Origin of the sequence: Campylobacter gracilis, from assembly GCF_018374135.1 — a bacterium.
GTDB classification, from domain to species: Bacteria; Campylobacterota; Campylobacteria; order Campylobacterales; family Campylobacteraceae; genus Campylobacter_B; species Campylobacter_B gracilis_A.
On record NZ_JAHAFS010000018.1, the window covers coordinates 24897 to 46328 of the forward strand.

Consider the following 21432-nt stretch of genomic DNA (forward strand, 5'->3'; position numbering starts at 1 on the left):
CTTTTTAAGGAGTAATAAATGAGAAAAAGCGTTTTATTTTTCCTATTGCCGCTGTTTTTGTTCGGCGGCGAGGCGCAGAAGCAGCTGAACGTCTTTGAGCTAACGCCGTCAAAGATGCCGCCGCAGCAGTTTAAAGTCGAAGCGGTCTTTTCAAAAGAGATCGAAGCCGACTGCAACGACGCGTATCTGATCGGCGGCAAAATAGAGCAAAAAGAGGGCTCGGACGGGCTGCTTTATTACGAGTTTAGCGGCGGCAACGAGCTTGCTCAGACGCTGATGCTGTGCAAAACCGAGAAGCAAAAAAAATGGGTCTATTATGAGCTTGGAGCGCCTTTTTTCTACACTCCGGGCGAAATTAGAATTTTAGCGCCCAAAGATGTCAAGGTCGAGCTTAAAATTTACGAACTTGTAGAGAGCAAAGAGCCTAAAATCCGCAAGATGAAATAATTTCACAAGAAGCAGGGCGGACCGAGCTTATGCGTGGCGGAATTTCCGCCGCGCAATAGATTTATCATTGCGCAATGGTTTTGCGCGCAGGTGAGATAAATTCTACGGCGCAAGACAAATTTTCTACGGAGAAGAATGGAATTTCGGCATCGATGGGTCGTTTGGTTAAAATTTCAGTATAATTTCGCAAAAACAAGGAGAGAGCATGTCAGAGAGAATTTTTGAAAGTCTAAAAGAGTTTTTGACGCAGCAGGGCGCGCGCTTCCGCGTCGTAGCTCACGAAAGCGCGGGCACCTCCGCCGAGGTCGCCAAAGCCCGCGGCACACAGCTAGGACAAGGCGCAAAGGCGCTGGTTTGCACGATCAAGGGCTTTAAGGACGGGCAAATTTCTTTTTCGCAAAATTTAAATTTAGCAAGCGTCTATGACGTGCAAAACCCCGACGCTTCCTGCATTGCAACCGCTCAAGGCTGCGAAAACGGCGCCTGCGCTGAAAATTTAGCTTTAACCGCCGATCAAATCTGCGCCAACGTGCCGCAGCAGCTAAAGCTTCCTAGCGACAAACCCGCGGGTAGAAACGGCAGGATCTACGTCCTAGCGGTCTTCGCGGCCGATCATAAAACCGATCTAAAGCGCTTGGCAGAGGGGCTCGGTGGCACAAAAGCATCGCTCGTAAGCCCCGATGAAGTGGGCGATCTCACGGACTGCGTCATTGGCTCGGTACCGCCGTTTAGCTTCCACGACAAGCTGCTGCTAATCGCTGATCCGTCGCTATTCGGACGCTTTGATGAGATCGCCTTCAATGCGGGTCTGCTCGATCACTCGATCATTCTAAACGCGCAGGATTATGCGCGCATCGCAGCTCCGCGCATCGTTAGCTTCACCGAAGAGGCTACGGAAGGCGAATAGTCGCGCATCGTCCGTTTCACGCAAGAACAAGAGAAATCGGATTAAATTAACCCAAAAGCAAGGGCAGAAAAAGACAGCGCGAGAGTGGTTGTAAAAAGGGCGCTTTGATTTTTGATCTTTTTTCTTCATATTAAGGCTTTAAAATTTGCAGTATGATCAGGAGCAAAGAGGTTGCGATCGAAACAAGGGGGGATGCTATGAAGCAGGTGTGGACATTTTTGCTGTGCCTACTTGCGCTATGCGGTATGGAAAATGCTGCGGCCAAGGGAGACGATGCGCCGCGACCGGAGATTTATCAGAGTATGAAAGATATTTACGACAATCTGCCGATCGCGCAACTGCCGATGCGCTATCCGGGAGAAATTTCGCCCTTAGCGGCTATCGATAAAAATTTACTAGATAAAAATGAGCTGTTTTCGTTCGCAAAGAAGAATTTTTTAATCGACAATCTAAGCGCGTATTGGGAGAGGATTAGGGAGATAAGGGCTTGTCGTTTGCCCGAAAAGAGCGCTAAAACAATTCTGCTAAGGCTTTATCTGAGGGATTTTCAAGATAGCAAGCACGGGCACGAATATGTTTTTATGTGCCTTTTAAACGACGCATTTCGTATAAGTGATTGTCGCGAAATTTACGCCGATTACGTGCACTGCGGTAAAAGCAAGCCGCCAATGCGCGCTAAGCAGGAGTTCGTCATCGACGCCGATTTACGTTGCACAGTAACAACGCACTACTATACTTTAGATGCCGGTAAGGAGCTGCTGCACAGAAATGTCTGCGTGCACGAAATACAAAACGGCGCGATCGTTACTAAGGATTAAAATCCGAGGGGATTTTGTGAGATGATTTTAGCCGCAAATTTCATAAGCAGAGCCGCAAACCGAGCCCTGAATTCGTCATATTGATGAGACGCTGTCTCGAGCCGTGCCAAAACGGCTCGTAAATCTTTGGTGCATCACAGCATCCCACCAAGATGCGTCGCCTTGCGGAGCATTTTAACGACGGTGAGCGCTTTATTTAGTTTTGACTTTCTGCGACAAGCTAAATATCAAATCTGAAATTCTTAGCAAGCCCCGAAAGCAACGAGGATAAAACATCCGAATTTTAAAATTTAAAAATCTTTAAAAAAGTGTGAGTTTAAAAAGAATTAATCGCGACGATATCACATCGCCGCGACTGAAGAAGGCATCATCGTGCCCGCAAAGGTGGCTTATTTCATAGCGCCTTGTTGTTTCATCTGATCCATCATCTGCTTAAATATCTCTTTAGCTTGTTTGCAAGTGGCCTCTTGCTGCTCCTTAGGAAGTGCGCTGATCTGATCCATAGACTGCTTTTTTTGATCCTCATACATCTTGACCTGCTGCTCTTGACCCGCTTGTTTGTAGGTATCGACCATCTTATCAAGATCTGCGAAATACTCCTTGCAGCTATCTGAAAGATCTGCGGCGCTAAGACTTAGCGCAAAGCCAAAACTAGCCAAAACTAAAAGTGATTTTTTCATTTTTCTCTCCTTGTAAAAAATCAGCGAAAGTATATCATTTCGCTTAGTAAATTTACCTTAAATTTTAATCAAATACGACCGTTTTTTTAAATTTATAGCGCTTTTGAAATTTTAAAATTTTACTCTCGTCGCGACGCTTACATTTTTTAAAATTTAACTCGTCTTTAAATTCTAAATTTCGGCTCGCGGTTTCGCAACTATCGCCGACGATCTTTAAATTCCGACCTCGCCGCCTCTTAGAGCTGCAGCGCAAAATCACTTCTCTTCAAATCTAATCTGCACCGATTTTTTGTGCGCGCCGAGCCCCTCGGCATCCGCTAGCGCCATGCACGCACCTCCGAGCTCGTCTATGGCGCGCTTATTTAGCGCTATGATCGAGCTTCGTTTGATGAAGTTATAAACCCCCAAAGGCGAGAAAAATCGCGCGCTTCCGCCGGTCGGCAGCGTGTGGTTAGGGCCTGCGAGGTAATCGCCCATCGCTTCGGGCGTGTAGTGACCCAAAAATATCGCGCCTGCGTGGCGTATGCGCGGAAGCAGCTCGTAGGCGTTCTCGGTCGCGATCTCGAGGTGCTCGACCGCAAGCTCATTCATCAGCTCCACGCACTCATTCATATCGCGCGTGATGATGATTGCGCCCTTGTTTTGTACGCTAGCGCGAGCGATCGGCTCGCGCGCGAGCGTAGGAAGCTCGCGCGCGATATGCTCTGCGACGGCGAGGGCGAATTTTTCATCGTCGCTTATCAAAAAGCTGCTTGCGATCTCGTCGTGCTCGGCCTGGCTGAGCAGATCCACGGCGATGTTGCGCGGATTTGCCGCGGCGTTTGCGATGATGCCCACTTCGCTAGGACCCGCGATCATATCGATATTCACGTCGCCAAACACGAGCTTTTTAGCGGTTGCGACGAAGATATTCCCGGGACCCGTGATGACATCGACCTTGCCGATCGTGCGCGTGCCGTATGCCATCGCCGCGATCGCGCTTGCGCCGCCCACCTTGTAGGCTTTTTTGATCCCCAGTACATGCATCGCCGCAAGCAGTAGCTCGTTTACGACACCGCCCACGGCAGGGGTGCAGACGCTGATATCCTCCACGCCCGCGACGATTGCTGGGATCGCATTCATCAGAAGCGAGCTCGGATACGCCGCCTTGCCGCCCGGGATATACAGCCCCGCGCGATCTACCGGCGTGATCTTTTGCCCAAGCATCGCGCCGCTTGGATCGAAGCTAAACCAGCTTCTCTCAAGCTGCTTTTCGTGATAGGCGTAGATGCGCTCGTATGCGATCTGAAGCGCGTTTTTGAGCTCTGCAGTTAAGCCTTCATACGCGTGGCTCATCTGCTCGCGAGTGATAGCCAGATCGCCCTGCACGCGCCATCTATCAAATTTCTCGATCTGTTCGGCCAGCGCCTCATCGCCGCGCGTTCTGATCTCCTCGATGATGCCGCTTACGACGGGCATTACCGATCTCATATCCGTCTCGCCGCGGCGCACCAGCCTTGCAAACTCCTCTTTGAAATTTGCGTCCGTACTTCTTAAAATTTTCATTTTCGCTCCTTGTAATGCTTGGAATTTTAACGCTTTTTGCTAAATTTCGCCTTTAAGCTTGTGACTGTATAAATTTAAAGACCCTTTGGGCCCGCCGATTTTCAAAAGATTAAGCGAAAATGAAATAAAATAGCCGAAATTTTAAACGGAGCGATGTATGAAAAAGATATTTTTGGCGCTGATCGCCACGGCGGTTTTATCGCTAGCAGAAGCCGCGGCTTTGTCATCGACGGAACAAGAGGATCCCGGTATAAGCAAGTTGCGAAGCAAATGCGATAATAACAACACCTTAGCATGCGTAAATCTCGCCATGGCATACTATTCAGGGGATGGTGTGAAGCAGGATTATGAGAAAGCAAAAGAGCTAAATTCTAAAGCCTGTAATTTGGGCGATGGCTGGGGTTGCACCACCTTAGGGGCGTCATACGAATACGGCAAGGGCGCAGAACAAGATTATAAAAAAGCGACCGAACTATATTCTAAGGCCTGCGACTTAAAAAATAGCATAGCTTGCGGTAATCTGGGTGTTTTATACTACTCAGGCAAAGGAGTAAAGCAAGATTACAAAAAAGCAACCGAATTGCTTTCCAAAGCTTGCGATTTGCAAGAAGGTGACGGATGCTACAATCTCGGGCTTTTATATGCCTCGGGCGAAGGCGTAAAGCAGGATTATAAAAAAGCGAGCGAGCTATATTCTAAAGCTTGCGATTTAAAACATGGCGAAAGCTGCCACAATCTTGGAATTTTATATGAAAAAGGGGAAGGCGTAAAACAAAGCTACCAAAAAGCGAATGAACTATACTCCAGAGCTTGTGAGTTAGAGCTTGCCCAAAGCTGCTATAATCTCGGGAATTCATATGAAAATGGTAGTGGCACAAAGCAAGACTACAAAAAAGCATATGAGTTATATTCTAAGGCTTGCGATCTAGGATTAGTCAATGGGTGCTACAATATGGAAGTTCTATACTATTCGGGCGAGGGCGTAGAGCGAGATTCTAAAAAAGCAAACGAGCTATTTTCGAAGGCTTGTCACTTGGAATTTGCCGACGGTTGCTATAATCTTGGGATTTCATATTTCTATGGTGAAGGCGTAAAACAGGATACAAACACTGCAAAAAAATATTTAAATAAGGCTTGCGATTTAGGATCTCAAGTCGGTTGTGACGGATATAAAAAACTAAACGAGCTAGGCTTTTAATTCATTTAAATTTTAAGCCGCTCGCGAAGTCCGCTTAAATTTAAAGGCTTAAATTTAAAGGTCTAAATTTAAACCATATTATCCGCGCGGCAGCGCTAAAAGCGCGTCAAAATACGCGAGTCTAAATTTTAAACACATTCCGCCGCGTCAGATGCTGTGTAAACGCTGCGTAAAATTTAGTGAGCCGCCCCGTTCATAATATTTGCGCCAAAATAAAGAGATGCGTTCCGCCGCCGTTAAAATTTCAGATGAGCCGTTAATTCTTCAGGAATTTTAAAATTTTAAGCTCTCCTTTTTGCGGGTTAAAATTTCGAGCGAGCCGCTAATTTGTAGCGTTCGCGTCGAACTGCAAAAATTTCCTGATCTCCTCCATCGCCTCTTTGTTTGAAAGGGTAAATTTTATCTCGATGCGGCGGCTGGCGTCCTTGTCCTCGACGCCTCTGCGCATCACGGGCTGCGTGTAGCTGCGACCGCTGGCGATGAGATATTTTTGCAGTCGCTCATCTTTATTCCACGAGTTGATGAAATCCATCACCGCAAACGCCCTATTTTGCGACAGCTCAAGGTTGTACAAATACCCGCCGTCGCTGTCCGTGTGCCCTTCGATGATGATCTGATCTAAATTTTCGCGAATTTCGTCGTTATTCAAAAGCGCGGCGAAATAGCTCTGCAGCGTCGAGCGGAGCGTCTCTTTGGCGCCCTCTTTCAGCTCGCTTGAGCCTTTGTCGAAAAGGATCGACGAGCTTAGCGCCATTGCGCCACTTTCGTTATCGATGCGGATCTTGCCGCCCAGCTTCTCCTTCAGATCGGCGATGATCTTGACCTTCATTCCGGTTAGGTTGCGGATGCGATTTTTCGTGACATTGAGGTCTTGTAAAATTTTATTAAAATCGCTCTCCTTCTTCGTGAGCTGATCGAGCAAAAAGGCGATTTTAAGCTCGTTTTGGCTGATCGTAGCGTTGGCATCGTCACGCGCTTTTTGCAGAAGCGAGTTGATGTCTAAATTCTCTTTTTTCAGCTTCTCCGCCATCTCGGTTAGGTCTTCGATCTGTATGAAATAGATGGAATTTTGCTTGCGAAGATCGGTATTTTCGATGTTTAGCTTCTCGAGCTGGTCGCTAAAAATTTTATTCAGCGCTTCAAGCTCGGCGCTTTTTTTCTCCTGGCTTTGAAGGCTTGCTAGCGCGCTTGAAATTTGGCTTTCTTTCTCTTGCAGGTTGCTTTGCGTGAGGAAGTATTTGACAATGATGCCGCCTACTAAAAGCACGAAAACAAAAAGCAGCCCCGCCATCAAATCGGCGTACGCAATCCAAAAGGTCTCTTTTTCTTCGTTATTCGTTTTCATCTAAAAGTGCTTTTTCATCGATGCTCGCAAGCGTTTTTCGAAGCTCTTCGATGATGCTTTCGTTGCTCGTTCGCGCAGTGTCCTCTCCAGCTAAAAGTGCCTTCAAATCCGCGCTTAGCCCCTTAAAGCTAGCGTCAATTTTAGCGGCGTAAGCATTATGCGAACTTGAAATTTCGCCCGCAAACCCTCCCAAGGAAGCATTTAGGCTCTTGATTTGAGCGCTTAATGCACTCGTAACGTTAGCCAGCTCGCCTTGCCCGTCCGTTAAAGTCTTAGACTGATTTAGATACTGCGCGGAAATTCCGTTTTGAATTTCGATTAGGCTTGCAGACACGGACTTAAGCGCAGATAAAATTTGAGCGAAGCTCTTATCTAGCTCACCGTGAGCGAGATTTGTCCTTTGGATCATCTCTCCTGCTTTTTCAAGCTCTTCTTGTGTAATCGCCATACTTCGCTTCTCGGCTTCCATCACGCTTTCAAAAGCGCCGATTTTTTCATCGATTAGGCGGTTTAGCCTTTCAGTAAAATTCGTAGAGCTCATCATTGCAAATGAGCGCAAAATTTCAGAATTAGCGTTTAAAATTTCACTCAGATAGCCCTGTGTTATTTCGTCTTTGTTCCAGAAAAAATTTTTAGTGGAATTTTTGTATTTAATGAGCAGACGCTCATATTTGCTAATGCCTTTTTTCTCAAAATATATCCACCAAAGCGCTAAGAAAATTCCATAGATCGAGACGTAAAACGCCGTACCTACGCCGCCTAGAAGCTGCGCGATCTCAGTTTCGAGCCCATCGATATTGCTTGAGGAAAAGTGTGGCATCGAAATCGCAATCGAGATGAAAGTTCCTAAAATTCCAAGCATCGGAAAGACTGCCGACGCGACGGAAGCGTAGTTTTGATTACGCAGCGAATAGCCGTATTCGTCCACAAAAAGATCAAAGCTGGCATCTGATTTTTTCTTGCCGCCGATACTTAAGAGATTGGCGACGATGTAATTTTTCAGCTCACGCTTGAAATCATCGATATTATTTTGAAAATTTAAGCAGCCATATTCTGCATTATGACGAGCTAAAATTAGTGCAATAATGAGCAAAACTGCAAGCATCAGGATCGAGTGCGTTTCTACCTTCAGCCCGATAAGCCCCAAATAGCCCAGCAAAAACACCACAAAAACCGCGATAGGCAGAGCTGCAATCTTAAAAAAAACGCCCGCTAACGAGCGCTCCTTCGCCTCAGGTAGCGTGATATCGAGCACTTCGTTATTTGGGCGATCCATATTAGTTCCTATTTAGGCAATTTAGATTGTCAAATGCGACCTGCAAGCGCGCCACCATACTCTGCTCGCCAGCTCTTAGCCACTTGCGAGGATCGTAGAATTTTTTATTCGGTTTATCCTCACCTTCCGGATTGCCGATTTGAGCTTGCAAATAGCCGCGATTTTTGCCCTCATAAGCGCGCACGCCGTCCCAAAACGCCCACTGCGTGTCGGTGTCGATATTCATCTTAACAACGCCGTAGCTTACGGCTGCCTTGATGTCGGAGGTCTCGCTTCCACTGCCGCCGTGAAAGACGAAATTTACGGGCTTTTCGGATTGTAGGTTAAATTTCTCGCGCACGAATTTTTGAGAATTTTTTAGAATTTCAGGTCGTAGCACGACGTTGCCCGGCTTATACACGCCGTGGACATTGCCGAAGCTCGCTGCAATGCTGAATCTATCGCTGATTTTGCCAAGTCGCTCGTAAGCAAGCGCGACATCTGCGGGCTGGGTGTAAAGCCGCGCGTTATCGACGCCGGTATTATCGACGCCGTCCTCTTCGCCGCCCGTGACGCCAAGCTCGATCTCAAGCGAAATTCCAAGATCGCTTAAAATTTCCAAATACTTCTCGCAGGTCGCTAAATTTAACTCCAAATCATCCTCGCTAAGATCGAGCATGTGCGAGCTAAACAGCGGCACGCCGTGAGCTTTTTTATTCGCGACGTTGGCCTTAATGAGCTCGTCAATCCACGGAAGCAGCTTCCTCGCGGCATGATCAGTATGCAAAATCACCGCAACGCCATAATGAGCTGCCAGAGCATGCACTTGACGTGCGCCTGCAATAGCGCCCAAAACTGCGGCATTAGGGCAAGTAGCGCCCGCATAAAACGCCGCGCCGCCGTTGCTAAACTGAATTATTACGGGCGAATTTGCGATTTTAGCGCTTTCCAAGACGGCGTTTATGGAATTTGATCCCACTACGTTTACCGCAGGGATCGCAAAGCCCTGCTGCTTCGCATACGCATAGACCTTACTTACGTCATCGCCGCTTAAAACGCCCGGTTTTACTATATCTAAAACGCCCATTTTTAGCTCCTATATTATTTATACTCGATTTTAGCGTTTTTGTGAAGATCTGCCGCTTTTTGCTCGACTACTTTCGCCGCTTTTTGCTGTCTAAGCACGCGCTCAATAAAAGGCTTTGCCTCGCTTTGACTTAACTGCTTTTTAGCTTGAGACTCCTCTTTTAACACGACGTGATATCCAACCCTGCTTCTAATCGCTTTAGTAGTGATTTGACCATCTTTTATCTTAGAGATCGCATCGGCAAAAGGCTTGACCTGATCACTAGGCATCCAGCCTAGCTCGCCGCCAGTTTGTTTGGCCTGCGGATCGATAGATTTAGCTTTGGCAAGCTCTGCAAATTTAGTAAATAGCGCACTGTCGCTAAGCCCTTTTAACTGCTTAATAATATCGTTTGCCTCAGCTTCGGTTTTAACGACGATCTGAGCTGCTTTTATTCTCGCAGGTTCGGTAAAGCGCGCTTTGTTTTTGTTATAAAAATCGGCTATTTCTTTATCGTCGATATTTATTTTGCTGGCCTCTTTAGCCTGCCATACACGAAGCGCTAAGTTATCTTTTACGATTTCAAGCTCTTTTTTATAAACGTCCTCGTCCATAACGCCCGATTTTTTAGCTTCATCCGTTAGCAGCATCAGATCGATGCCTTTATCGATAAGCTCCTTTTTTTGATCGGCATTAAGAGCGGCGATATCTACATTGCCTATGCCTTGAAGTAGCGGAGCAAGCTCTTTTTCGGTTACGTCTTTGCCATTTACGGTAGCGTAAACGGTAGCGTTGAGGCTGATAGCGGCAGCCAAACTAAGTGCTGTAAATAAAACTTTTTTCATCATAATTCCTTAAAAAAATTTTAATGGCGATTATAACTCAAAGTTGTTAACAATCAAACTGTACTTTAGAATTTTAGGGTAGAATTCCGCCTTGAGGAAGTGCAAATGAGAAGTAAAAAAGATATTTTAGAGATAAAAAAGAGAATTCTGCAAAACTTCGCAGAAGAGCGCAGCGAGCTGAAATTTAAAGACAACTATCAGCTTTTGGTCTGCGTGATGCTTAGCGCGCAGTGTACCGACAAGCGGGTAAATTTGATCACGCCGCGCTTTTTTGCGGAATTTCCTAGCGTTGCAGAGCTTGCAAAGGCCAATCTGGCGAGCGTTAAGCTGCTAATTAGCTCGTGCAATTTCTACAACAACAAAGCGGTAAATTTAATCAAAATGGCGCAGGCGGTGGTTCGCGACTTTGACGGCGTCGTGCCGCTTGATGAAGCGGGGCTCAAATCTCTTGCGGGCGTAGGGCAAAAGACCGCTCACGTCGTGCTTTTAGAGGGTGCGGGCGCAAACGTGATGGCGGTGGATACGCACGTCTTTCGCGTCGCGCATCGCCTGGAGCTGAGCCGCGCAAAGACGCCCGAGCTTACGGAGCGCGATCTGAGCGAGGCTTTTAAGACGGATCTTGGCAAGCTGCACCAAGGCATGGTGCTTTTCGGCCGCTACACCTGTAAGGCGATAAAGCCAAACTGCAAGGAGTGCTTTTTAAACGAGCTGTGCAGCAGCAAGGATAAGAATTTTCCGTAAAATTTCAGCCTGCAAATGCGAGCTTAAATTTACGAACTTAAATTTGACGGAATTTTAAAATTTTGATTCTTGGTAGCTGTGTTTATTATGATCTGTGTTTTATAAAAATCGCTGCAAATTTTAAAATCAAATTTGTAATGCAAGAAGCTAAGGCGAAGTATTTTTGTTCTAGACGAGGCGGATTTAAATTTTACGATGGGAGCTACCTAATCGGTAGTGACCGAGTAAAATTTAAATCCAACGAAGCATGAGACAACAAAAGACAAGCCGCTAAATTTATTGCAACCTAGCGACGATGTTTCTCACCACCTCCGCCATCATCTCCATTGACGCTATCTCGCAGTGCTCGTTCACCGAGTGAGGCGAGTGGATGTTGGGGCCTATGGAGCAGGCTTGCAGCTCGGGCTGTTTTGCGACCAGTACGCCGCACTCAAGGCCTGCGTGCACGGCGGCAAATTTGGCCTGCGGCTTTTGTTTTTGCAGTTCTTCAAGCACTAGATGCGCGAAGTCGCTGATGCTCGGCGCCCAGTTCGCCGAGCGGTCGGCTACTTTGACCTCAAAACCCAGCGCGCTAGCCAGCGTAGCGGTCTCAAAACCCAGATTTTCGAGCCCCTCTCGCTTCATCGCGCGTCCGAAAAAGTCAAACTCGATCACGCCCTCTTTTTGCTTAACGGTCGAGAGATTTATGCTTTCGTTTACCATACCAAGCTGCGTGTCGTAGCTGCGCACGCCCTGGGCGAAGGAGTTAATTAGCGCCAAAATTTTGCCGCTGTTTACCAGCACGTCCGCTTCGCCCTCGCCCAGGCTCTTTACCCACGCCAGCCCGCGCTGTTTTGGCTCATGCGCACAGAGCACCTTGCACACGGCATTTGCGGGGATCGAGTTGCTCCTCTCGCCAAAATCCAGGCTGATTAGCTCGCAGCCCTCCTCGGCGAGAAATTTCGCCAGTAGCTTCGTCGCGTTTGGGATATTTTTATGTATCTCGTTGCCCGAGTGCCCGCCGCTAAGCCCAGTGACGCCGATCTCGTAAATTTTACCGCTCTTTTTGACGCTCGCAGCGCCGATTTTTGCGCTCACGTTTATACCGCCGGCACATCCCAGCGTCACGCGGTCGTCCTCCTCGCTGTCTAAATTTAGCAGATTCGGCGATAAAATTTTACCATTAAAGGCGTTTGCGCCCACGAGCCCGACCTCTTCGTCGTTGGTAAATAGGCACTCTAAATTCGCAAACTCCCGCATCGCGCCCATCATCATCGCCACGCCGATACCGTCGTCAGCGCCCAGAGTCGAGTTTTTCGCTCTTAGTATCCCGTTCTCTTCGATAAGCTCTAAATTCGGCGCCGCGCCCACGCAGACCATGTCGTAGTGGCTTTGCAGACAGATTTTAGGCTCGCCCTTTACGGCGTGGATGTTGCCCGCCTCATCGACGCTCACGCTAAAGCCCAGGCAGCGCGCAAAATCCGCTAAAAACTCCCTCATCTGCTCCGTTTCGCAGCTGCAGTGCGGTATCTCGCACAGCTTTTTAAAATCGTTCATAACCTCGTTTTTTTGCATGTTTGCTCCTTTTGAATTTATTATATCCGCGCGTTATTGCGACACGCCCGTTAAATTTAAGCACGCCCGCACTCGCTTAAGTGCTTGCGAAATTCTGCTAAATTTAAACGCGACAGCGCCGACATAGCGCTTCCGCAAAATACGCGCAGAATTTCAATCGCGCCAGCTTACGCCACAGGCAAGCTGCGCAAAATGAAATTTTATGCAAATCACAGGAATTTTACCGAAATTTAGCAAGAATCTTATTTAAAATTTAGTCCGAATTTTGCCGGGGATTTTTATTTTACGATTACGCCCTCATAGCCCGTTCTTGCGATCGCCTCAAGCATCGCGGTCTCGTTTGCGTCATCCTTTGCCGCGACGATTGCGGTTTTGCTCTGCTGCGAAACCTTCGCGCTTATCACGCCTGACGTTTGCAAAAGCGCCTTTCGCACGATCGTAGTGCAGAGCGGACAGTGGATTTTTTCCACGTAAATTTTAACCTCTTTGTCGGCAAAAAGCGTCGTAAATCCAAGCATCAAAAACAAAATTTTACGCATAAAGCCCTCCTAAAATTTCGGGATATGTAAGCATAAAGGCAAGCAAGGCTCCTAAGAGCGCGTAGATTAAAATCCACTTTTTACGCCCGCTTTGCAGTGAGCATGCGCGCGGCTTTTTGAAAAAGAAAAATGCAGAAAGCGCGAAGCAAAAAAGCGCTAACGCAGAAAGCGGCGCGCGGTAACCTTCCAGCGCCTCCGCGCCTGAAAAAATGGAAAAGCTCGCGCCGAAAATCAAAAATAAAAGCGCAGGCAGGCAACAAAACGTCGCCGCGACCGCGCTAAAAATCGCGGCGAATATCAGCCAGAGACTGCGCGCACCGAAGCGATTTTTGCCAGGATCTTCTCGCTTTTGCGCCAAGGTTTCTTGCGCGGGATTTTCTAGTTCGGTTTTCAAATTTTGCCTTTCAGTTATAGGTATTGCCATGCCGCCGCTAACCCGGCGCGCGGAATTTTATCTACAAATTTTATCGCTACCAAATTTCGCGTAGAGTGGGGCAGAGCGGTAAAATTTAAATTCCACAAGCCGTAAATTTTAAAATTTCACGCGCCGAAAAATTTCAAAATTTTACTCGCTTTAAAATTTCAAAATTTCGCCGCTATGTCGCTCGCAAAATCCTAAAAAATTCCAAAATTTGGCGCTAAAACAAGGCGCGCTTTTACGCGCCCCAGCGCGCATAGTCAAACTAGGAGCGGCAGCGCGCAGATCAGGTGCACCTTTACGTATCCGCTTCAAAGTCGCCTAGCCAAGCTCTTTGCATGCTGCTCAAAAGCCCAAACCCGACGCATCGCATAGCAAAACGCGAGCCACTACAGCTCCTTCGATCTGTAATCGTAGCTGAAATCTTTCGGCGAGTAGTAATTAAGCGTGTTACCGTCCACTTCGCCGTAAGGATAGCCGAAATTATTGATCGGAAACTGCGCCGGGCGCGGGCTTAGCGTGAAGTCCCTGCCGTAGTTAAAGCCGATCCAGCACATCTCCCAGTTGCCGAATAAATACTCGCGGATTTTAGCGAGCTTGCTATCGTCATTGCTTAGCTTCTCGCCTAGGCGCACTTTCGTAACGTCTGCGGGATCGACCGGGATCCAGCCGTGGCCTTTTAGATAAAATTCCGCCCTGCAGTGCTGCGCGCCCGAGATATGGCTGACGCCGTCTTTAGGCGCAGCGCCCATTTGAGCGCTAAATCTTGACGCGCCGACGCGGATGCCAAACATCTCTCTTGCGGCGATGCCCTGTGCGCGGCAAAGTGCAACGAAAACGCTATTTATGTCGGTGCATTTGCCACTTAACTTGCCGCTACTTAAAATTTGCTTCACGTCCCCTAGCCCGCAGCCTAGCACGCTGTTATCGCGCTGCATAGTGTTCGCCACCCACGTATAAATCGCGCGCGCCTTTTCCAGATCGCCTTTTATGCTGCCTGCGATCTCGTCTGATTTTTGCTTGACGACGCCGTCGATTTGAATCTGCGTGCTAGGTTCTAAAAACTTCGCTACTTCTGGGCTAAGTTTTTCGTTCGGATTAAATTTTACCTTGCTAAAGTCGGTATTTCGCTCAAAGGTCTCGACGCTAAATTTAATGTTTAGCGTGGGCTTTACCACCCCGACGTAGCCAGCATAGAGCGTCGGAATTTCGCCGTAGTCCACGGACGGATCGTTGAAATTGCCGTCAAATTTTATGTCGCTTACCTTTTGATACTCCGTGATAAGAGGAAGCGGTATCCAAAGCCGAGTATGCTTGCCCTCTTCCAAAATTTCGTGATTTAGCGATAGCCCGAAAGTTCTCTTTTTGCCAATGGCTTTTTCCCCACCCAAAATGGTACTCGGAGTTGCCATAACGGCGCCTAAAATCGCAGTGTTTCTTAAAAAATCGCGTCTTTGCATGAAATGCCTTCAAAATAAAATGGCTAAGCCTTAGCCCTAATTTACGCGCTGATTTTAGCCTTTTGCGGCTTTGAAATCGCTAAATTTTAAAATTCCGCAAGCCGTAAATTTTAAAATTCTATCCATATTTAAAATTTCAAAATTTCGCTCGCTTTAAAATTTTATAATTTTGCCCGCTGCGGAATTTTAAAATTTCAAAATTCCGTTTTAAGACATAGCGCGAAATTTCGCCAAAGCGGGCATGATAGCCCGCAAACTAGGCGCGTAGGCAGTATGTATCGGGCGGCGTAGGCAAAACCACGCAAAAAGCGCCGCTGTCGCAAAGCCAAGCGTACGCTTCGATGAAATGGTTAAGCTTCGACGAAGCGCGGTAGCTTAGCTTAAGCAAAATGCGGCGGTAAGGCGGTAAAATGCAAGCCGTCAGAAGGCTAAATTTCGCGCGAAAAATACTCGTAGATAAAATTTTTAGGCGAGTACGGATCTTTCGGCGTGCCGCCCACTTCGCAATACGGATGCGAAAAAATTTCAATCGGGACATGCACTGGGCGCGGATTTAGCACAATTTCGCGAGCGTAGTTAAAGCCCAGCCAGCACGGCTCCCAGTTACCGAAAAGATACTCCCGTACCCGCGCCAGCTTGGAATCATCCTCGCTTAAGCCTTCGCCGAGTCGCACCTTCGTAACGTCCGCGGGATCGACAGGTATCCAGCCGTAGCCTTTTAGATAAAATTCCGCTCTGCAGTGCTGCGCGCCCGAAATTTCAAGCGCACCGCCGTTTAGGGCGCCCATGGCACCCATTTCAGGCGAAAATTTCTGCGCCGCGCCTGTGCGGATGCCGTAAATAGCGCGCGCAGGAATGCCCGCTGCTCTGCAGAGCGCGACGAACACGCTATTTATATCCGCGCATTTGCCGCTTAGCTTACCGCTGCTTAAAATTGTCGCTGCGTCGCCGCTGCCGCATGCGATCACGCTATTATCGCGACTCATATTTTTTGCGACCCACTCGTAGATCGCGCGCGCCTTTTCCAGATCGCCTTTAAGCGAGCTGGTGATCTCGTCTGATTTTTGTTTCGCAGCGCCTTCTACTGGAATTAGCTTTGAAGGCTTTAAAAACTCCTCGATCTCAGGGCTCAAGCGCTCGTTTTCATTAAAGCTTACCTTGCTAAAATCGGTGTTTCGCTCCGAAATTTCAATATCGAAGCTAAGCTCAAAATAATCGTCATCTTCGCCTACGACACCTTGCTCGCCGTATTTGCCGACGCCCGCTCTTGCCTCTTTATCGGGTGCGAAGCGCGCGTAGTACGTGCTTATATGATCTCCGCAGATAGCCGACTCTTGTGCATTTGAGCGGGCATGATATTCGCCAAGCAACCTCTGATACGGCTCTTGCAGCACTAACGGCAGCCAAAGCCGCACCTCTGCGCCGCTACTTGAAATTTCGTGATTAAACCTGAGACTGAATTTTCTCGTTTTTGCTTCTTGCATTTTTTGCTCCTTTGCTCGAATTGCAAGTCGATTTTATCTCTTTGCGCCTTAAAATGGATAAAATTTTATGTTAAAATGGCGCTAAATTTTGAAATTTTAGGATTAAAATGGATCTGCAAAAAATCAGAGACGAGAACTTTAAAAAGCTGCAAAGCGGGCAAAACCGCGAAATTTTAAGCGCGATCGAGGCGCTACGAATAGACAAGTGCGACTGCGAGTGCGGCGACGTCGTACGGGCAAGCTTTAGCGCTAGCGCGAAGCAGAGAGATGAAATTTTGCGTATCGCGCGAGCGCTAAAGCCGTGGCGCAAGGGGCCTTTTGCGCTGAATGATCTTTTTATCGACGCCGAGTGGCGAAGCTTCGTGAAATTTAACCTGCTGTGGCCGTTTTTAAATCTGAGCAGCAAAACCGTCGCCGACGTGGGCTGCAACAACGGCTACTATATGTTTCGCGCAAGCGCTCTAGCGCCTGCGCGACTAGTGGGGTTTGACCCGAGCGCGCTATTTTATCTGCAGTTTCGCTTCATCGAAAAATTCCTCCGCAGCGGCGCGAAATTCGAGCTTTTGGGCGTGGAGCATCTGCCGTTTTACGAGCACAAATTCGACACGATCTTCTGCCTCGGCGTCATCTACCATCGCAGCGATCCCGTAAAGATGCTAAAAGATCTGCGAGCCTCGCTAAATGCGGGCGGCGAGGTGTTTTTAGACACGATGTATATCGAAGGAGCGGGCGATTTCGCGCTGTGTCCGAAAAACAGCTACTCAAAAATTTCAAATATCTACTTCGTCCCGACCGTCGGCACGCTGCAGAATTGGTGCGAACGGGCGAAATTTAAAGATTTTGAAATTTTGGCTCAAAAGCCCACGGATGCTAGCGAGCAGCGCAAAACGGAGTGGATCGACGGGCAGAGCCTGGAGAATTTCCTTGACCCGCTCGATAGCTCGCGCACGATCGAGGGCTACCCCGCCCCACGGCGTATTTATGTGCGACTTCGGGCGTGATCTGCACCTTTGAAACATCTTTCGTGTACCCGTGCACCGATATGAAATGAGATCCGTGCCTCTAAAAACGCGTAAATTTTACTGAATTTAATCAGTTCGCAGGGATGATTTTGCATTCGACAGAGCGCGGAATTTAGCTAAATTTAGCGAGCTCGAATTGGATTAGATCGCATTGTAGCGATCCAGATCGGTACGGCGACGCAAATTTTAATTTCGCCTCGTGCGTTACGTTTTGCGTCTTGCACTCGCGGCGGCGCGAAATTTTGCTAAATTTAATCAAGTGGCGGTAAATTTTAAAATTTTATCTGTGCATCTTCGCCAATGCGCGCAGTACGAACGTAGCGCAGAATTTAGCGCCCGCGACCGTAAATTAAGCGGCATAAATTCTAACGCCCACGAGCAAAGCGGTATAAATTTTTCGGCGCCGAGCAGCTTCACACCGCTTCACTGCTTCTTGTGCGACGAAGCGCAGTTAAATAAATTTAAACGATCAGCGCTCAAAAAGCTGCAAAAAATATTTTAAATTTTGCCTCTCGGCCACTAGGCTCGTATTTGCTCCGTGCCCCGGATAGAGCGTAAAATCGCCCTTTATCTGCAAAATTTTATGCAAAGACTCTTTCATCTGTGCGCCGCTTGAAAAGGGAAAATCCCACCTGCCGATAGAGCCTTTAAATATTACGTCACCGCTAAAAACCACGCCGTCCACTTCGATCATACAGCTGCCTGGCGTATGTCCTGCAAAAAGGCTAAATTTAACGTTAAAGCCTGCTATTTCAAGGCTTTGCTCCTGCCCTTTTACGAGTACGTCAGCTTCTATGGGCTCCGGCATCGTCTCAAAGGGATCCGCCCGCAGCATAAAGGCGTCTTCCTCGTGGATATAAATTTTAGCGCCCATTCTCTGCAACTTCGCGTCGTCGTAAACATGATCGTAGTGCCCGTGCGTATTCAAAACCGCGGCGATCTTTCCCGTATTTTGCATCACCCAATCAAAGCTGCCCTGCCCCGGATCGATCACCAGATCGCCCTGTTCGCCCTTTAGAATGTAGCAGTTCGTCATATAATCACCGAAAGCTTTTTTTAAAATTTGCATTTAAATCCTCCTTTTAAGCTTAAATTAAAGCCGTAATTTAGCCAAAAATAGTTAAAATTCGCACAATTTAACGTAAAATTTTAAGGCTAAATATTATGTTTTTGGACGATTTGCTGCCGCAACTGACCGATTTTTTATCGGAGAGACTCGATGAAACGGGCGCGGACGCCTTTGTAGTGGGTATCAGCGGTGGACTTGACAGCGCCGTGGTTTCTGCGCTTTGTGCACTTACTGAGATCCCCACTTACGGGCTTATCCTGCCTAGCGCTGGTTCAAATTTAGAAAATATGGCAGACGGCATCTTTCACTGCGAATCCTTTAATATCCCCTACGAAATCCAAGAGATCGCACCATTTGTAGAAAATTTTACCACTTTAAATCCCGATGCAAGCGCTCTTCGCATCGGAAATTTCGCCGCGCGCGTAAGAATGAGCTTGCTTTATGATTACAGCGCGGCTAAACGCGGCGTAGTCGTAGGCACGAGCAATCTTAGTGAGAGGATGCTCGGCTACGGCACGATTTACGGCGATCTAGCCTGCGCGTTTAATCCAATCGGCGAAATTTTAAAAACCGATCTGTTTAAATTCGCAAAAATTTTATGCATAGACGATGCGATCATCAAAAAAGCCCCAAGCGCCGATTTATGGGAGAATCAAAGCGACGAACGTGAGCTTGGATACAGCTACGAGATCTTAGATAGCGTGCTAAGAGATATTTTTTCGCACGAAGCGTTGCGGACGAAATTTCGCTCAGGCGAGCAAATAACCGCAAACGATCTAAAATATCTGCAAAACTCACGCCATAATCAAGAGCTGGTGAAATTTATCGTCCGTAGAATTCTTAAAAATAATTTTAAGCTTCGCGCACCCGCGGTCGCTCGCATAGAGCCCGCATACTAAGGAGAGATTTATGAAAGAGATACCGTTTTATAAGGCTCAAATCGATAAAAAAGAGGAAGACTTAATTAAAAGCGCCCTTTATAACAGCGATATAAGATATAGCGAAATTTTTGAAGAGGATATTTGTAAATATTTCGGCGTAAAGCATGCCGTATCGACTACGAGCGGCACGACGGCGCTTCATCTGGCGCTTTGTGCGATGGATATTAAGCGCGGAGATAAAATTTTATGCTCCGTAAATTCCTTCCCCAACGTTGCCGAAGTTATCCGCCACTTCGACGCAGAGCCTGTTTTCGTAGATATCGATCCGATAAGCTTTAACATCACGAGCGAAAGCCTTGCTCGCACGATAGATCAGAACCGCCACAAGAAGCTCAAATGTGCTTTCATCTCGCACATCGCTGGGCTTGCTGCAGATATGGACGCCATCAGCGAGGTCGCCAAAAGCGAAAATATCATCCTCATCGACGATGCGTGCCGCGCTATGGGCGCTACCTATAAGGGCGCAAAAATCGGAGCGCTTAAAAGCTCGCTCATATCGTGCTTTCAGATCAATCCTCAAGCGCAAGACGCAATCTCTACGGCGGGCTTTTTCGTTACGAACGACGATGAGATCGCAAGCGCCGCACAAATTTTAAGAAACGGCGGCATCGTGGGAGACGCCTTTTACAAAGACGGCAATATGTCCTTTACCTACGATGTCGATCGCATTGGTCAAAAATACGATCTTAACGCTATAAATTCCGCCTACGCCATCGCTCAGTTTGAAAAAACCGACGCTTTTATAAAGCGCCGCAAGCAGATCGCCGCAGCCTACCGCGAGCAGCTTGCAAACTGCCCGCACGTGACGCTTCCAAGTGACAGCGAGGAGCATATCTACACTCAATTCATCGTAAAGATCGACAAAAACCGCGACGATTTCGCCAAAGCGCTGATCGCGCGCGGAGTAAGCGTATCGCTGCACTACGTACCGGTGCATCTGCTAAGCTACTATAAAAGCAAATACAACTATAAAGTCAATGATTTCCCGAATGCGCTTAAAAACTATCAGCAAATTTTATCCCTGCCGATCTACACGGCGCTTAGCGACGACGATGTGAGTTACATCTGCGAGCAGATCAAAGAGATAGCGCAAAATCGTGTTTAAACTCCTAATCGAGCGAAACTTATACGACCCGAGCCCCGCGTGGCTTGCGCTCGGAGTTATTTTAGCGCCGTTATCGCTGCTTTATACGCTTATCGTCTGCCTAAAAAGGCTCTTTGCTAAGCCGCAAAAATTTAAAATTCCAATAATCAGCGTCGGAAATTTAACCCTCGGCGGAAGCGGCAAAACCCCGCTGGTGCGAGCGCTTTTTAAAGAATTTAGCGGGGAGCTTAAAACCTGCATCATCCTTCGCGGATACGGGCGCAAAAGCAGAGGCCTGCTCGAAGTAGCGCTCGGCGGACGGATACTCTGCGACGTGCGGCAAAGCGGAGATGAGGCGATGGAATACGCGCTGTTTTTGCGCGGTGCAAACGTGATCGTCAGTGAAGATCGCGCCGCAGGGATTTTGCGCGCGCAAACTCTCGGCTTTGAGCTGGTAATCCTAGACGACGGGTTTTCTAAATTTAATATCACTAAATTTGATATCTTGCTGCGCCCGCAAAGCGCGCCTAAGCTGCCCTTTTGCCTGCCCTTCGCCGCGTATCGCTATCCGCCGTTTTTTTATAAATTTGCGGATTTCATACCGGCGTCTAGCGATATTTCACAGGAATTTAAAATTGTTTCGGCGGCGGATCTGCAAGAGGAGCTAAACGGCACGGATGAGATTTCAAATTCCACCGCGGATGAAATTTCGAATTTAAATTTGAAAACCGCCACAGATGAAATTTCAAATTTAAACCCCGCCGCCGCGAATAAAATTTTAAATTCCAAAGAGACGAGCTTTGAGAGATCCCGCACGATCTTAATCAGCGCTATCGCCAAGCCTTGGCGCTTAGAGCGCTTTTTGCCGCTCGCAAAAGCCCACGCCTTCTTTCCAGATCATTACGATTTCAAAAAAGAGCGGATTTTAGAGCTGCTAAGGCGCGAGGACGCGAAGCATATCCTATGCACGGCGAAAGATTACGTGAAATTAAGGGACTTGAGCGCAGAAATTTC

21 protein-coding genes are annotated in these 21432 nt (G+C 47.7%); 9 read left to right on the plus strand and 12 right to left on the minus strand.

The features are described from left to right. Positions 1–18 precede the first annotated feature (18 nt). The 3 genes from KH703_RS08730 (at position 19) to KH703_RS08740 (ending at position 2172) form a co-directional block, all read left to right on the plus strand. Entirely contained in the window at positions 19–447 is a 429-nt protein-coding gene (locus KH703_RS08730) for an ecotin family protein (protein ID WP_304295472.1), read from the plus strand. A gap of 205 nt (positions 448–652) precedes the next feature. Beyond that, positions 653–1354, plus strand: coding sequence for a YbaK/EbsC family protein (locus tag KH703_RS08735; protein WP_304295473.1), 702 nt, complete (start codon positions 653–655; stop codon positions 1352–1354). Between the two features lie 152 nt (positions 1355–1506). Beyond that, entirely contained in the window at positions 1507–2172 is a 666-nt protein-coding gene (locus KH703_RS08740) for a hypothetical protein (RefSeq protein WP_304295474.1), read from the plus strand. Positions 2173–2561: 389 nt separating this feature from the next. Here the strand turns inward: KH703_RS08740 and KH703_RS08745 are convergent, their stop codons facing one another. Continuing rightward, positions 2562–2852: a DUF5339 domain-containing protein gene (locus KH703_RS08745; RefSeq protein WP_291936556.1), complete on the minus strand. Its 291-nt coding sequence runs from the start codon at positions 2850–2852 to the stop codon at positions 2562–2564. A gap of 255 nt (positions 2853–3107) precedes the next feature. Beyond that, positions 3108–4397, minus strand: a complete 1290-nt coding sequence (gene hisD, locus KH703_RS08750; RefSeq protein ID WP_304295475.1) for a histidinol dehydrogenase — start codon at positions 4395–4397, stop codon at positions 3108–3110. A 157-nt stretch (positions 4398–4554) separates the two neighbouring features. Between hisD and KH703_RS08755 the strand changes: the two genes are divergently transcribed. Next, positions 4555–5595, plus strand: a complete 1041-nt coding sequence (locus KH703_RS08755; RefSeq protein WP_304295476.1) for an SEL1-like repeat protein — start codon at positions 4555–4557, stop codon at positions 5593–5595. Between the two features lie 322 nt (positions 5596–5917). Here KH703_RS08755 and KH703_RS08760 read toward each other — a convergent pair whose 3' ends face one another. From KH703_RS08760 to KH703_RS08775, 4 genes are read right to left on the minus strand one after another with little or no spacing between them, the layout of a single operon-like run. Beyond that, positions 5918–6940 carry an OmpA family protein gene (locus KH703_RS08760; RefSeq protein ID WP_304295477.1) on the minus strand — a complete coding sequence of 341 codons (1023 nt, stop codon included), beginning with the start codon at positions 6938–6940 and terminating at the stop codon, positions 5918–5920. Continuing rightward, complete coding sequence (locus KH703_RS08765; protein ID WP_304295478.1) at positions 6927–8216, minus strand: MotA/TolQ/ExbB proton channel family protein; 1290 nt, start codon at positions 8214–8216, stop codon at positions 6927–6929. Before KH703_RS08765 ends, KH703_RS08760 begins: the two co-directional genes overlap by 14 nt. Position 8217: 1 nt before the next feature. Further along, positions 8218–9282 (minus strand): class II fructose-bisphosphate aldolase, encoded by a 1065-nt coding sequence (gene fbaA / locus KH703_RS08770; RefSeq protein WP_304295479.1) that lies wholly within the window; start codon positions 9280–9282, stop codon positions 8218–8220. Positions 9283–9296: 14 nt separating this feature from the next. After that, a complete protein-coding gene (locus KH703_RS08775) occupies positions 9297–10106 on the minus strand; it encodes a peptidyl-prolyl cis-trans isomerase (RefSeq protein WP_291936539.1) in 810 nt (269 codons plus the stop codon). A 105-nt stretch (positions 10107–10211) separates the two neighbouring features. Here KH703_RS08775 and nth point away from each other — a divergent pair, with 105 nt between their 5' ends. Continuing rightward, entirely contained in the window at positions 10212–10847 is a 636-nt protein-coding gene (nth, locus tag KH703_RS08780; RefSeq protein WP_304295480.1) for an endonuclease III, read from the plus strand. 276 nt (positions 10848–11123) lie between these two features. Here nth and KH703_RS08785 read toward each other — a convergent pair whose 3' ends face one another. The 5 genes from KH703_RS08785 to KH703_RS08805 all read right to left on the minus strand — a co-directional run bounded on the left by KH703_RS08785 (position 11124) and on the right by KH703_RS08805 (position 16302). Beyond that, complete coding sequence (locus tag KH703_RS08785; RefSeq protein ID WP_304295482.1) at positions 11124–12401, minus strand: M20/M25/M40 family metallo-hydrolase; 1278 nt, start codon at positions 12399–12401, stop codon at positions 11124–11126. Positions 12402–12679: 278 nt separating this feature from the next. Beyond that, the gene (locus KH703_RS08790) at positions 12680–12940 is read right to left on the minus strand and encodes a heavy-metal-associated domain-containing protein (RefSeq protein ID WP_304295484.1); all 261 of its coding nucleotides are present in this window, start codon (positions 12938–12940) and stop codon (positions 12680–12682) included. Then, positions 12933–13334, minus strand: a complete 402-nt coding sequence (locus KH703_RS08795) for an aryl sulfotransferase (protein WP_304295485.1) — start codon at positions 13332–13334, stop codon at positions 12933–12935. Before KH703_RS08795 ends, KH703_RS08790 begins: the two co-directional genes overlap by 8 nt. A gap of 413 nt (positions 13335–13747) precedes the next feature. Beyond that, on the minus strand, positions 13748–14818 hold the full coding sequence (locus KH703_RS08800) for a transglutaminase-like domain-containing protein (RefSeq protein WP_304295486.1): 1071 nt from the start codon (positions 14816–14818) through the stop codon (positions 13748–13750). A 428-nt stretch (positions 14819–15246) separates the two neighbouring features. Next, positions 15247–16302 carry a transglutaminase-like domain-containing protein gene (locus KH703_RS08805; protein ID WP_304295487.1) on the minus strand — a complete coding sequence of 352 codons (1056 nt, stop codon included), beginning with the start codon at positions 16300–16302 and terminating at the stop codon, positions 15247–15249. A 107-nt stretch (positions 16303–16409) separates the two neighbouring features. On the opposite strand from KH703_RS08805, the gene cmoB reads away from it, so the two are divergent. Next, entirely contained in the window at positions 16410–17303 is an 894-nt protein-coding gene (gene cmoB / locus KH703_RS08810) for a tRNA 5-methoxyuridine(34)/uridine 5-oxyacetic acid(34) synthase CmoB (protein WP_304295488.1), read from the plus strand. Positions 17304–17793: 490 nt separating this feature from the next. Here the strand turns inward: cmoB and KH703_RS08815 are convergent, their stop codons facing one another. Further along, positions 17794–18393, minus strand: a complete 600-nt coding sequence (locus KH703_RS08815; RefSeq protein WP_304295490.1) for an MBL fold metallo-hydrolase — start codon at positions 18391–18393, stop codon at positions 17794–17796. Between the two features lie 95 nt (positions 18394–18488). On the opposite strand from KH703_RS08815, the gene nadE reads away from it, so the two are divergent. The 3 genes from nadE to lpxK all read left to right on the plus strand — a co-directional run. Continuing rightward, positions 18489–19292, plus strand: coding sequence for an NAD(+) synthase (gene nadE, locus KH703_RS08820; protein WP_304295492.1), 804 nt, complete (start codon positions 18489–18491; stop codon positions 19290–19292). A gap of 10 nt (positions 19293–19302) precedes the next feature. After that, a complete protein-coding gene (locus KH703_RS08825) occupies positions 19303–20439 on the plus strand; it encodes a DegT/DnrJ/EryC1/StrS aminotransferase family protein (protein WP_304295494.1) in 1137 nt (378 codons plus the stop codon). Beyond that, the coding region (lpxK, locus tag KH703_RS08830; RefSeq protein WP_304295495.1) for a tetraacyldisaccharide 4'-kinase at positions 20432–21432 on the plus strand (1001 nt) is incomplete at its 3' end. The genes KH703_RS08825 and lpxK, both read left to right, overlap by 8 nt.

Coding starts and splice junctions, on each gene's coding strand:
- KH703_RS08730 (WP_304295472.1), top strand. CDS start 19: ATGAGAAAAAGCGTTTTATTTTTCCTATTGCCGCTGTTTTTGTTCGGC.
- KH703_RS08735 (WP_304295473.1), top strand. CDS start 653: ATGTCAGAGAGAATTTTTGAAAGTCTAAAAGAGTTTTTGACGCAGCAG.
- KH703_RS08740 (WP_304295474.1), top strand. CDS start 1,507: ATGATCAGGAGCAAAGAGGTTGCGATCGAAACAAGGGGGGATGCTATG.
- KH703_RS08745 (WP_291936556.1), bottom strand. CDS start 2,852: ATGAAAAAATCACTTTTAGTTTTGGCTAGTTTTGGCTTTGCGCTAAGT.
- hisD (WP_304295475.1), bottom strand. CDS start 4,397: ATGAAAATTTTAAGAAGTACGGACGCAAATTTCAAAGAGGAGTTTGCA.
- KH703_RS08755 (WP_304295476.1), top strand. CDS start 4,555: ATGAAAAAGATATTTTTGGCGCTGATCGCCACGGCGGTTTTATCGCTA.
- KH703_RS08760 (WP_304295477.1), bottom strand. CDS start 6,940: ATGAAAACGAATAACGAAGAAAAAGAGACCTTTTGGATTGCGTACGCC.
- KH703_RS08765 (WP_304295478.1), bottom strand. CDS start 8,216: ATGGATCGCCCAAATAACGAAGTGCTCGATATCACGCTACCTGAGGCG.
- fbaA (WP_304295479.1), bottom strand. CDS start 9,282: ATGGGCGTTTTAGATATAGTAAAACCGGGCGTTTTAAGCGGCGATGAC.
- KH703_RS08775 (WP_291936539.1), bottom strand. CDS start 10,106: ATGAAAAAAGTTTTATTTACAGCACTTAGTTTGGCTGCCGCTATCAGC.
- nth (WP_304295480.1), top strand. CDS start 10,212: ATGAGAAGTAAAAAAGATATTTTAGAGATAAAAAAGAGAATTCTGCAA.
- KH703_RS08785 (WP_304295482.1), bottom strand. CDS start 12,401: ATGCAAAAAAACGAGGTTATGAACGATTTTAAAAAGCTGTGCGAGATA.
- KH703_RS08790 (WP_304295484.1), bottom strand. CDS start 12,940: ATGCGTAAAATTTTGTTTTTGATGCTTGGATTTACGACGCTTTTTGCC.
- KH703_RS08800 (WP_304295486.1), bottom strand. CDS start 14,818: ATGCAAAGACGCGATTTTTTAAGAAACACTGCGATTTTAGGCGCCGTT.
- KH703_RS08805 (WP_304295487.1), bottom strand. CDS start 16,302: ATGCAAGAAGCAAAAACGAGAAAATTCAGTCTCAGGTTTAATCACGAA.
- cmoB (WP_304295488.1), top strand. CDS start 16,410: ATGGATCTGCAAAAAATCAGAGACGAGAACTTTAAAAAGCTGCAAAGC.
- KH703_RS08815 (WP_304295490.1), bottom strand. CDS start 18,393: ATGCAAATTTTAAAAAAAGCTTTCGGTGATTATATGACGAACTGCTAC.
- nadE (WP_304295492.1), top strand. CDS start 18,489: ATGTTTTTGGACGATTTGCTGCCGCAACTGACCGATTTTTTATCGGAG.
- KH703_RS08825 (WP_304295494.1), top strand. CDS start 19,303: ATGAAAGAGATACCGTTTTATAAGGCTCAAATCGATAAAAAAGAGGAA.